The following is a 12873-nucleotide window of genomic DNA, read 5'->3' on the forward strand; positions in this document are numbered from 1 at the left end:
TAAAATGATATAATAAATAATAAAATGATATAATAAATAATAAAATGATATAATAAGTAGAATGATGAAATATATTATTGGGAGGAAGACAATATAATGGCAAAATATGAAGAAATTGCTGAAGATATAAGGAATGGAATATTAAATGGAAAGTACAGCTCAAATGAACAATTGCCTTTAGAAAAGGAAATGTGTGAGCACTATGGAGTAAGTAGAATTACAATAAAAAAAGCTGTTGATGAACTCGTAGTTCAAGGATTAGTAATAAAGAGAAGAGGTTCTGGAACTTTTGTGAAGGCACTTGATGATGAGGATGTTCAAGAACTAAGTTTAGCAAGACAATTTGAAGGATTTACTCAAACACATAGAGAAAAAAAAGTGACTTCAAAAATTATAAATTTCGAAGTTATTCATCCAAGTGAGGAGATAGCAACAAAGCTAAAGATTACCTGTGACGATTTTGTTTATTATATAATAAGAGTCAGATATGCAAATGATGCACCATATGTAATTGAATATACATATATGCCTATAAGTCTTATACCAGGAATCAAAAATGATATTTTGTTAAATTCAATTTATACTTATATTGAAAAGAAGCTTAATTTGAAAATAAAAAGCGGACATAGAATAGTACGTGCAATTCTACCAAATGAATTGGAACAAGAATATTTGGAGATTGCAGATAATTTTCCAATACTAGAAGTTGAACAAGTAGGCTTTCTAGATAATGGTCAACCTTTTGAATATTCAAAAGCCCATCATAGAAGTGATACTATGGAATTTAGAACTGTAAGTATTAAGTAACGTTATTAAGAATAAATTAGACCAGAGATATTTTGCCAGAATAAAATTTACATAAAAAATTATTGTAATAAATTCTGTGAGAATTTATTACAATAATAAATTTTATGATTAAATTGTAAAGATTTAAATAGAAAAATGTTTATTGAGCTTCATTTATCAAACCTTTTCTATAGGCTCTAAGTAATAACTTTAAATCTCTAATTTGATTTTTAAGCTCCTTTCCTATATCAGTATCTCCAACTTTTTTTCTATCTGTTTTTTCTACTATTTGTCTTGAAGATAATATATCTGTTTCCTTGCTAAATGCATCTTCAATTGACTTGAAAGGTTGATGAGATATAAGCTGTAATCCATAAGAATTGTAGGTTAAGGTGTACCCAGCCAGTCCAGTCTCAATCCTATAGGCTTTTGCAAAACCACCATCTATAACTATTAGTTTTCCATTACATTTTATTGGGTTTTCACCAAGTTTGTTTTTCACTGGAACGTGTCCATTTATTATTTTTGATTCTAGTGGGTCGAGGCCGAATTCTTCTAGAACTATATTACACATTTCTTCAGAGTCTCTAAAATCATAGTATGGGTTTTTCTTTTCTTTATGCGTACTCTTATCATTTATAAAATATCGTTCAAAGGTAGCCATATCTTCTTTTCCAAAAAGGGAAGAACATGAGCCTGTCCATAAATACCACATTATATCCATTCCATATAGTTTTTCTTTACTGCCTCGATTGCTAAAATATCCTTCTCTAGCTAAGGAATCAAACTTATCTAGAAGTTTCTTACCTTTATATTCCTCTCCATGAATAACCATGCTTTTAAAGCTCTTATCTTTATTTAAAGGAATGCATCCATGAAATAAAAGATTAGAATTATATGTCAAATATATTCTTCCTTTATTAAATAAGAATAAAACATGCTTTTGCAATTTATCACTATTAATAAAAGAACTTTGGAGTTTATCTATTAATTTTTTCTCATCGTTTGTAAGGTCAAAAGGTTTCTTTGCATTTATGGTTGGGAAATTTTTATCATTTAGCTCATAAGTAATATTATTTAAAGTTATTGTGCCATCGGCATAATTTATTTTATTTAAAAGTAACCTATGTTCCATTTTAAATTCAGGACGTCTTTTTATAATTTCATATTCAAGTTTAAATTGTATAATGGTTATAGCCTTATGCATCTTAGAAATTAATTCTATTTCAGAAGTTCCATATCCTGTTTCATCATTACTTTTAGGAATGAAGCCTTTACAACTGTCATCTTTGTAATACTTTAGAGCAAAAGTTGCAAGAGGTAATAAGTTTATACCATAAATATCCTCAATTACATCTAAATTTGAATATCTAGCTGCAATTCTTAAAACATTTGCTATACATGTGGTATTACCGGCAGCAGCCCCCATCCATAAGATATCATGATTACCCCATTGTATATCTACAGAGTGATAATCAATAAGTGTATCGATTATAATATCAGGTCTTGGCCCCCTATCATATATATCACCTATTATGTGAAGCCTGTCTATAACTAATCTTTGAATCAAATTTGATAAAGCAATTATAAATTCCGGTGCTCTTTCAATTTCTATTATAGTATTTATTATTCCATCATAATAACCTTGTTTATCATTATTTTCAGGTTCTTCGTGTAATAATTCTTCTATAATATAACTAAAATCTTTAGGAAGAGCTTTTCTCACCTTTGATCTCGTATATTTAGAAGATGCATGCCTGCATAATTCAATTAATCTATATAAATTGATTTTGTACCAATCATTTATATCTTTTTCTTCCCTCTGAACAATTTCTAATTTCTGTTCCGGATAATATACTAAGGTAGCTAAACTTTTTTTCTCACAATCCATTAATGAATTGCCAAAGACTTCTTGAATTTTTATTTTTACTGCACCTGAACCATTCTTTAGTACATGAACAAATGGTTCGTATTCGCCATGAAGGTCAGCTAAGAAATGTTCTGTTCCTTTAGGCAAATTTAAAATTGCTTCTAAATTAATTATTTCAGTAGATGCAGCAGCTATCGTCGGGTATTGTCTAGAAAGTAATTTTAAATATTTTATATTCTCCTCATAATTCTCCATAAGGTCCTCCTTTTATAAATAAAAATGTTTAGCTTAAAAAACTAAACATTCTTGTTTTTAAAAGTATATCCTATCTCTATATATATTCTACATTATATTTATTAAGAATACTATATTATAATCAAAGTTTTACAAATAATGTGATTAATGAAACATAAAAGTGTATGTTATATTCCTTTAGGAGTATTATTTAATAATCCTCTTTCGGATAAAATATCATAAATGGTTTGAGAAGTAGTATCATCTAGAGTATAGCCAAGTAATTCAACTATTTCTTTTAGCTTTTCTTCTGATGAAGTTTCTATTTCCAGATAAGGAAATGGACAAAAATTTTTATCATTAATATCTATTTCTATTAAACAATCATGTAGTCTATAGCTTTCCCTATATTTTTTATTAGATTCTTTAAGGATTAAACCAAGGGATTTAAATATGCCTTCACCCATTTCCTTGTTATCAATGATAACTTCATTTTCCTCCATAACCTTAAACCTTTCTTGAGAAAGCATTTTTTTTGTAGTCATAAAATAAACTACTTTATTATTAAGCATATCATTTACAGTTCTTATACGAGCATAACCTTTTTTTGCTAAAAGACTTCCATCTTGAAAATCATATATATCATTTATTTGATCTTCAACTTTAACTTTTTGTGCACCGTTTAATAGTAAAATTTTTCTTATATTTTCAACATCAATATCAACAATTCTAGTTTCTAATTCTTGCATAACTCTTATCTCCTTTTTATAAATTGTATTTAATATTATATGACACTTTTTTAGTTACCTATAGATAGTATTCATTAATACTGTCTATAGATTCATATAATATTATAATATAGTGAATTAAGGTTATGCTAGATAAATTATGTTTGGGAATGGAAAGAAAGGGAAATGTACTTGCGGAAATTAATAATATTAGTATATAATGAAAAGAAACTGGTAATATCCAGTTACGGTTCCGTACAAAGTTAGAAGAAAAGCTTTACAAAGTAACTTGAGTTCATGATCTTAAGGAATTTTAATAAAGATCATTTTATGATTGGGGGAAAAATTTTATGGAAGGATCAATGAGGGAAGAGGAAGTTATAAAATGTCTAATTGAACTAGAAATGAAAAATAGAAGAGGTATAACAGCTGCAGAATTGGGTTCGTTTATGGGATTAGACCGCACTAATGTAAGTAGGTATTTGAATAAGTTGTATAAAGAAAATAGGGTAAATAGAAAAGAAGGAAGACCAGTTATATTTAGCAGTATTGGAGATGAAAAAAAAGAGAGAAATCTAAATGAAAACGAGCTAGAAACCACAAGAAATTCTGATAGTTTAGAAATTCTTGTAGGTTCAGAACAATCTTTAAAGCTGCCAATACAACAAGCAAAAGCTGCTATACTTTATCCTCCAAGAGGGTTACATACTCTTATACTAGGAGAGACTGGTGTAGGAAAATCATTATTTGCTGAGGCTATGCATCGTTTCGCAAAAGAATCAAACATGATATCTCATAATGCTCCCTTTGTCAGATTTAATTGTGCTGATTATGCGGATAATCCGCAATTGGTTGTAGCACAGATATTTGGTGTAAAAAAAGGTGCATTTACTGGAGCAGATAGTGATAAAGAAGGATTATTAAAGAAAGCTGATGGTGGGATTTTTTTCTTAGATGAAATACATAGATTATCCCCACAAGGACAAGAAATGTTATTTACTTTTATTGATAAAGGGTATTTTAGGCTGCTTGGAGATACTGAAAAGAAAATAAAAGCTGATGTACAAATTATAGCTGCAACTACAGAACAACCCCAATCGTTTTTATTGAAAACATTCACAAGAAGAATACCAATGACAATAGTTTTGCCACCTTTGCGGGAAAGGAAATTAGAGGAACGATATTATCTTTTAAATGAATTTATAATAGCAGAATCATTAAGACTTGGTCAGAGTATATATGTAAGTAAAAATGCATTAATATCCTTTCTTCTATATGATTGTCCTAATAATATAGGTCAATTGAAAAGTGATATTCAGCTTTCTTGCGCAAAAGCATTTCTAAATTACAAAGTGAACAAGGGAAGTTTTATTCTAGTTGATCAAGGTGATTTACAGCCTAGAGTTCAAAAAGGATTAATGAAAATTCGTGATTATAGAAAAGAAATAGATAGTTTATCTAGAAGAATGACGGATATTTTAAGATTTTCAAATGAGGATAACTTATTAAAAAAATTTGAATTTGAAGTCAATCAAGAAGATACTGTCAGAAGTAAAAGTTTCTATTCTCTTATAGAAAATAAAATGGAAGATTTAAAAAATCAGGGAATCGACCAAGCTAAAATTAATGACATTTTAAACATAGATTTAGAAAAATATTTTAGAAAATATATTAAAACAATATCAAAAAATTTTAAGAAAGATGAGATTTCTAAAGTCGTTGACCTTAAAGTTGCAACTGTTGTTGAAAATATGTTAGCTATAGCATCTGATAAATTACACAGAGAATTTGATCAAAAAGTTTTCTTTGGGTTATCTCTTCATTTACAAGGCAGTATTGAAAGAATCACTGTAGGAAAAAAAATATATCATCCAAAGCTTAATGTTATAAGGGTTAAGTTCAGAGAGGAATTTGTTGTGGCCATGGATGTAGTTAAGCTGGTTGAGAAAGAATTTAATTTAGATGTTCCATTAGATGAAATAGGTTATATAACTATGTTTCTATCAGCATGTGATGATGATAATAATGAGCAATTGGAGGAAAAAGTCGGCGTATTAGTGATGATGCATGGAACTAGTACAGCTACAAGTATGGCGGAAGTAGCTAATTCTCTTATAGGGGAAGAATATGTACAAGCGTTGAACATGCCTTTAACAATGAAGGCAGAGCATATGTTAGAGAAGGCTAAGGAAAAGATTAAAGAGATGAATAATGAAAAAGGTATTTTGCTATTAGTAGATATGGGCTCATTAATTAATTTTGGAAATATCATTGGCGATGAAGTTGGAATTAAAATTAAAACTATTGACATGATAACTACATTAACTGTTATTGAAGCAGGAAGCAAAGCACTTAACGGAAGAAGTTTAGATTCAATATATAACTCATGTAGAGATGTAGGTAGATCATCCATACAAATTCCTGAAGAAGATTACCAAGAGGATAAAGAACTTATTATAATTACTACATGCTTTACAGGAGAAGGTGCAGCTGAAAGAATAAAGGCAAGATTAAACTATAATTTAAAGAATATTGAGAAAGTAAAAATTGTACCGCTGGATATCTTGGATAAGGAAGACTTTCTAGGAAAAGTAAGCAAATTAAAAGAAAAGTATATAATATTAGCGGTTGTAGGAACGGTAAATATATTTATTGAAGGAGTACCGTTTATATCAGCACAGGATATATTTTTGAATAGAGGTGTAGATTATTTAGAACAGTTAATTAACTATGAAGATGATTTTCTAAAAGTACAGAAAGCACTCATAAATGAGATAAAAGATTTGAATTGCATAAAATTAGTATCGTGCATTAGAAATGTAATAGAAAAAATCGAAAAAAGTTTGGAGATTAAAGTTCAACATGATGCGCAGGTAGGAATATTAATTCATGTTAGTTTTCTTGTAGATAGACTCAAAAACGGAGGAAAAGAAATCTTATTTAAAAACCTTAATGGTTATAAGCAGGAGCATAATAAAGAGTTTATTGAAATAAAAAAAACATTGATAACTTTTGAAGAAACTTATGATATTAGAATTGGAGATGATGAGGTAGCATATATAGTTAGAATGGTTAAAGAGAATATATTATCTTAGTGTGTAATTATAAAAAAGTGTGCAGTATGATTTGCACACTTTTTTTATAAAATTGCACAATAAAATATATTTGAAATGTAGAAATAAAGCCGTTGAATTTATTTACTTAATGGATAAATGTTGGCATGATAATTGCTTTTAATATTTGTGTAAAGAAAATAAATAAGATGTTAGAGGAGGCTTTTTATGAAAAATGTATTATTAGTTTGCTCAGCCGGAATGTCTACAAGTTTACTTGTTTCAAAGATGCAGCAGGCGGCAGATGAGAAAGGCATAGAGTGCAATATACAGGCTGTTGGAGAGTCAGAGGTAAAAGATTATATAGATAGTGCTGATGTTCTGTTATTAGGGCCACAAGTTAGATTTTTACTTTCAAAGTTTAAAAAGAGCTTAGCAGATAAAAACATAGAAGTAGAAGTTATAAATACAGTTCACTATGGAACAATGAATGGAGAAAAAGTTTTAGAAAGAGCTTTAGAGCTAATGGAAAATAAGTAGTTAAAAGGAGCAAAACATAATGGAAGAAATAATAATGAATCTTATAGTGCATAGTGGGGAAGTTAGGAGCTATTCCATGGAGGCAATTCAATGTGCTAAAAAAGGAGAAATTGATGAAGCGAAAGAACTAATAGAAAAAGCTTCAGAAGAACTTTCACAAGCACATAATGTCCAAACAACTTTAATTCAAAAAGAAGCATCTGGAGAAAAAACGGAAGTTTCATTGCTTATGGTACATGCACAAGACCATTTGATGACTAGTATGACATTAAAATATCTTGCATCTGAAATTATAGAGATACATGAAGAATTACGTAAAAGGTAGAGTTTATGTATTTCTTATTTTAGGGAGAAGGTGGTGAGCATATGAAATACATTATAGGTGTTGATGGAGGAGGAACGAAAACAGAAGCAACAGCCTATGATTCTGACGGAAAGGTTATAAAGACTTCAATAAAAGGCTTTGCGAATTTGCTTAATAATAAAGAAAATGCTTTAGAAAATATAGTAACTGCTATAAAAGAGATAATAGATGAATTGGAAAATCATGAACTTTATGGTGCATACCTTGGAATTGCAGGATCAGAAGTTGGAGATAATGCAGAAATAATAAAAGAAACACTAAAGAATAGGTTGGGAATCAGCAGTGTAGTTATGCATGATTCTGAAATAGCTCTTAAGGCTATGCTTAAAGGAAAGGATGGAATATTAGTTATAGCTGGCACTGGTTCAGTAGCTTTTGGAGTTAATAATAATTTAACTGCAAGATGTGGGGGCTGGGGAAGCCTATTAGGAGATGAAGGTAGTGGTTATAAAATTGCAATAGATGCTATTAGGAGAATGATATTTGAAGAAGAAAATGACTTAAATCAATCTGAATTAAGCAAAAAAATTATGGATAAATTGCAGATTAATTCAGTTAATGAAGTAACAAAATTTGTATACTCATCCACTAAAGATGAAATTGCATCTTTAGCAGAAATAGTTGCAAAACTAGGGGAAGCAGGCAATGAAGTAGCGTATAGAATATTGATTGATGAAGGCATAGAGTTGGCGAAGACAGTTAGTAATGTGTATAGAAAATTAGGATTTAAAAGCTGTTCAATAGCATTAGTTGGCAGTGTAATCAAAAGAGCAAAAATAGTTAGAAAGGCGTTTGAAGATTATCTCAGAGATAAAATAATTATTAAAGAGATTGTCGATGAAGAAATTTCACCAACAATGGGAGCCTATTATATCAGCAAATTTAAAGATGAAAATGAGGTGTAGGAAGATGAAAAGATTAGGGATTTCAGTTTATCCAAATGAAAATAATATAAACGAAGTAATTGAATATATACATTTGGCGGGACAATATGGATTTAAAAGAATATTCACATGCCTTATTTCAGCTGGAGATAGAAGTCTTGAAAATATATTGCGTGAATTTAAAAAAGTTACGGAAGCAGCAAAAGAAGAAAATATGGAAGTTATTGCGGATTTAGACCCTGCAGTATTTAAAAAACTCAATGCATCAATATATGATTTGAAGATATTTAAAGAAATTGGACTCGATGGTATAAGGCTTGATATGGGGTTTAGTGGCATGGAAGAGGCTGTTATGAGTTTTAATGAATATGGATTAAAAGTAGAGTTAAATATGAGTAGTGGAACTAAATACATCAATAATATTTTATCTTATAAAGCCAATATTAAAAATTTATATGGCTGTCACAATTTCTATCCTCATATATATACAGGTTTATCTCTTGATCATTTTATGAAATGTTCAAATCAATTTAGGGAACTTGGATTAAATACAGCAGCATTTATAAATTCACAAAGTGCAGAATATGGTCCTTGGCCAGTTTCAGAAGGGTTATGTACATTAGAAATGCATAGAAATCTTCCAGTAGATGTGCAGGCTAAACACTTATTAGTGACAGGATTAATTGACGATATAATAATAGCAAATCAATTTGCATCAGAGAATGAACTTAAAATATTAAGTGAATTGAATAAAGAAAAAATAACCTTTAAGGTGGAATTGGCTGAAAGCGCAACTGAATTAGATAAGAAAATTATTCTTGAAGAATTTCACTTCAATAGAGGCGATGTTTCAGAGTATATGCTTAGGTCAACGCAAAGCAGAGTCAAATATAAAGGTGAAAGTTTTCCAGCAGTTAATACTCCAGATATTAAAAGAGGTGATATCTTAATAGATTCAGATTTATACACTAGATATGCAGGCGAGCTTCAAGTTGCGTTAAAAGATATGAAGAACACTGGTAAAACAAATGTAGTAGGCAAGATAGTCGATGAAGAAATATTTTTACTGGACTATATAGAGCCATGGATGAGTTTTGGTTTTAATTCTAATAAATTTTAATAAAGGGGGAAATTTTAACTATGAATAAATTTTTTGAATGGATGGAAGAACACTTTGTACCGATCGCATCGAGGATTGGTTCACAAAGACATTTGGTAGCAATTCGTGATGGGTTTGCTACAATTATGCCTATTATTATGGCGGGAGCATTTGCAGTTTTATTTAACAATCTAGGTTTTGAGTGGTATCAAAATTTTATGAATTGGCTGCTTCCAGCATCTTGGAAAAGCTGGGGTGGCGCTGTTTGGACTGGGTCTTTTGCAATTATGTCAATATTAGTTGTTTTTACAATCTCATATCATTTAGCAAGGTCCTATGACAAGGATGGATTAGCAGCGGGTATAGTATCAGTTGCAGCATCAATGATATTATATTCAACAACTCCAGATGGAGCATTACCATTTACATTTTTAGGAGCTCAAGGGTTATTTATTGCATTAATAGTAGCTTTAGTAGCTACAGAAATTTTTGTTAAGTTAATAGGTAATCCTAAGCTTGTAATAAAAATGCCTAATGGAGTACCACCAGCAGTTTCAAAATCTTTTGCGGCTTTAGCACCATCAATTATAGTTCTAGCATTAGCAGCTGGCATTAAGGAATTATTTATGTTTATAAGCGTACCTGATATACATCAAGCATTATTCTTTACACTACAAAAACCACTACAAGGTATTGCAGGAAGTTTAGGAGGAGTACTTGTAATAGTATTTTTAGTACAAATATTATGGTTCTTTGGCTTGCATGGTTCAAATATATTAGCACCAGTAATAAATGCATTATTACTTCCATTACTTTTAGCTAATACAGATGCGGTAAAAAATGGACTAGCACCAGAATATATTTTAAACAGCCAATTCTTAGATTCATATGTAAATATGGGAGGATCAGGAACTACAATTGCTTTATTAATTGCAATATTTATTTTAGGTAAAAAATCAGGTGCTCAGCAAAAGGCAATTGCGAACTTAGGAATAGCACCAGGATGCTTTAATATAAATGAACCAGTAATATTTGGTATGCCAATAGTTTTAAACCCAATTTATTTCATTCCATTCATACTAGCACCAATAGCATCATTGCTAATAGCATATACATTAACTGTTATAGGCTTTGTGCCAAAAGTATCAATACTTGCAGCGTGGACAACACCACCAATCTTGGGTGCAATTATATCTACAAACTCAATTATGGGTGGAGTAACGGCCCTTATATGTTTAATTGTAAGTGTAATAATATATCTTCCGTTTGTAGCTATTGCAGGTAAGCAAATATCAAATGATTAATAAATATAAAGAATATATGCAAAGGGGCAGATTCTTAGGAATCCGCTCTTTGTTTTTATAAAAAACTATTGAGATATTAAGTTACCATTTTTTACATGGGTTATGATTTATTTTTTATTTTAATCTAGACTTTACAATAAATAATGCATTAAGTTAAAATTAATATAATAAATTGGGATAATACAAATAAAGTATATTAATGTACTACAAATAAGATAAAGTGACTCATAAATAGTGAGTAGAAGTTCCTTTTGGAGATATAATTTTAAATGAGAGTAAAAGGTGATAATATGAGTATAATCATGGATTCAGCAGTCGTAATAAAGTCTTATAATAATAATATAGTTTCTGTAGAAATGAATGGTCGGGAAAGAATACTTTTTGCAAAAGGTATTGGATTTGGAAAGAAAACTGGAGATAAGATTGAAAAAGGCACTGAGGTTGAAAAGGTATTTGTTATTGAAAATGAAGATAATCTAAGGAATTTTGAACAAGTTATTGAAAATGTTGATGAGGAATTTTTTGAGTTATGTGAAAGAATGATATCCTTTATTGCAGATCAACTACAAGAAAAATTAAATGAGAGGATTCACATTGCATTAGTGGATCACTTGAACTTTGCGGTTAAGAGGCTTGCTGATAATGAAGAGATAGAAAATCCATTTCTTATTGAGATTAAGGCTTTATATTCAACAGAATATTTATTAGCTGAAAAAGTCGCAAAAAAGCTTCAAAATAAAATAAATATAGAGATACCAGCAGGAGAAATTGGATTTATAGCTCTACATATTCACTCAGCTAGAAACTCTGGAATAATATCTGACTCTATAAAGAATACATATATAATAAATTTGGTAATTGAGTATATAGAGGAAAAGATGTCATTAAATATAGATAAAACATCTTTAGATTATGCCAGATTCTTAACGCATTTGAAATTTGCAATAAAGAGAATATCAACGGATATATCTATACAAAATGATTTTATTAAGGAAATAAAATCTAAATATAAACTCTCCTATAAGATAGCTAAAGGTGTATCAAAAATATTAGGTGGGAAGCTAGAAAAAGATATTGCTGATGATGAAATAGCATATTTAGCAATGCATATAGAGAGACTTAGAAAGGCTGCTACCGAAGCATAAAAATGCTAATATTTTTGGTGATAATTAAAACCATATATAATCATGGAAACATAAATCCATGTATATATGGTTTTATTATACTATTGAATATATGATTATAATACTGAAATGCAATTAGTAAGCATTTCTTATAAGGTAAAACTTATTACTTGATCTTGTCCTGCAGTGACTTCCTTTCCAACAGAAGGATTTAGTTCTTTTACTAAATCCATATTAGTAACTAGAACTGGAGTAATTAGTGAAAAACCTTTGTTTAGAATGAATTCTCTATTTATCTTTATTATCGGTGTCCCGGCTTTGACACTTGTTCCAGCTTCAATTAGCTGCTCAAATCCCTCTCCGTCCAAAGAAACAGTATCTATTCCTATGTGAACTAATAACTCTGCGCCATTATTTAGTGTTATTGCAAATGCATGTTTTGTATTAAAGACTAGTGTTAATTCTCCGTCAGCTGGTGCAACTACAATATCACCAACTGGATCTATAGCAATTCCATCACCAGCTAATTTTTCAGCAAATACTTTGTCAGGTACGTCAGATAAGTCTATTGTCTTACCAGTTATAGGGGCAAGAAGTTTTGTTTCTGTAATTTTATTCTTTTTAAAAAAATTAAACATAGCTATTTCTTTCCTTTCATTTTTATTTTTGCAAAAGAAAAAGGCATAAGTTTTCCGAATATCGCAAACTTATGCCTGATTTAACAGTGACACATTTATGAATTAATTATATTATCTTAATTTATTGGTGTCAATGAAAAAAATAAAATAGATCTTGTACAAGTAGTTCTTCACTTCCAGCTAACTAAAATATACCCTAGTTTTCAAGTCTTAAGGCTTTTTTTTACATTAATTAAAGTTTATAATATC

General features: G+C 29.7%; 11 protein-coding genes. 8 read left to right on the forward strand and 3 right to left on the reverse strand.

Annotation, left to right across the window (positions count from 1 at the left end):
* Positions 1-96: 96 nt before the first annotated feature.
* Positions 97-807 carry a GntR family transcriptional regulator gene (locus COL3_RS06690; protein ID WP_008421817.1) on the forward strand — a complete coding sequence of 237 codons (711 nt, stop codon included), beginning with the start codon at positions 97-99 and terminating at the stop codon, positions 805-807.
* A 139-nt stretch (positions 808-946) separates the two neighbouring features.
* Here COL3_RS06690 and COL3_RS06695 read toward each other — a convergent pair whose 3' ends face one another.
* Together COL3_RS06695 and COL3_RS06700 are read right to left on the reverse strand one after the other, a co-directional pair.
* Complete coding sequence (locus COL3_RS06695) at positions 947-2911, reverse strand: fructose-bisphosphatase class III (protein WP_008421818.1); 1965 nt, start codon at positions 2909-2911, stop codon at positions 947-949.
* Between the two features lie 167 nt (positions 2912-3078).
* The gene (locus tag COL3_RS06700; protein ID WP_008421819.1) at positions 3079-3639 is read right to left on the reverse strand and encodes a CYTH domain-containing protein; all 561 of its coding nucleotides are present in this window, start codon (positions 3637-3639) and stop codon (positions 3079-3081) included.
* Between the two features lie 329 nt (positions 3640-3968).
* On the opposite strand from COL3_RS06700, the gene COL3_RS06705 reads away from it, so the two are divergent.
* From COL3_RS06705 to COL3_RS06735, 7 genes are all read left to right on the forward strand, one after another.
* Entirely contained in the window at positions 3969-6713 is a 2745-nt protein-coding gene (locus COL3_RS06705; protein WP_008421821.1) for a sigma-54-dependent transcriptional regulator, read from the forward strand.
* A 186-nt stretch (positions 6714-6899) separates the two neighbouring features.
* The gene (locus COL3_RS06710; protein ID WP_008421822.1) at positions 6900-7211 is read left to right on the forward strand and encodes a PTS sugar transporter subunit IIB; all 312 of its coding nucleotides are present in this window, start codon (positions 6900-6902) and stop codon (positions 7209-7211) included.
* A 19-nt stretch (positions 7212-7230) separates the two neighbouring features.
* The gene (locus COL3_RS06715) at positions 7231-7536 is read left to right on the forward strand and encodes a PTS lactose/cellobiose transporter subunit IIA (protein ID WP_008421824.1); all 306 of its coding nucleotides are present in this window, start codon (positions 7231-7233) and stop codon (positions 7534-7536) included.
* A gap of 41 nt (positions 7537-7577) precedes the next feature.
* Positions 7578-8480 carry a BadF/BadG/BcrA/BcrD ATPase family protein gene (locus tag COL3_RS06720; protein WP_008421827.1) on the forward strand — a complete coding sequence of 301 codons (903 nt, stop codon included), beginning with the start codon at positions 7578-7580 and terminating at the stop codon, positions 8478-8480.
* Positions 8481-8484: 4 nt separating this feature from the next.
* Complete coding sequence (locus tag COL3_RS06725; protein WP_008421829.1) at positions 8485-9579, forward strand: MupG family TIM beta-alpha barrel fold protein; 1095 nt, start codon at positions 8485-8487, stop codon at positions 9577-9579.
* 20 nt (positions 9580-9599) lie between these two features.
* Positions 9600-10862 carry a PTS sugar transporter subunit IIC gene (locus tag COL3_RS06730; RefSeq protein ID WP_008421831.1) on the forward strand — a complete coding sequence of 421 codons (1263 nt, stop codon included), beginning with the start codon at positions 9600-9602 and terminating at the stop codon, positions 10860-10862.
* A gap of 290 nt (positions 10863-11152) precedes the next feature.
* On the forward strand, positions 11153-12007 hold the full coding sequence (locus tag COL3_RS06735; protein WP_035283069.1) for a PRD domain-containing protein: 855 nt from the start codon (positions 11153-11155) through the stop codon (positions 12005-12007).
* A 128-nt stretch (positions 12008-12135) separates the two neighbouring features.
* Here COL3_RS06735 and COL3_RS06740 read toward each other — a convergent pair whose 3' ends face one another.
* Positions 12136-12624 (reverse strand): PTS glucose transporter subunit IIA, encoded by a 489-nt coding sequence (locus tag COL3_RS06740; protein WP_008421835.1) that lies wholly within the window; start codon positions 12622-12624, stop codon positions 12136-12138.
* Positions 12625-12873 lie beyond the last annotated feature (249 nt).

The sequence above is a fragment of the Clostridium sp. LS genome (genome assembly GCF_002760435.1).
GTDB lineage: Bacteria > Bacillota > Clostridia > Clostridiales > Clostridiaceae > Clostridium.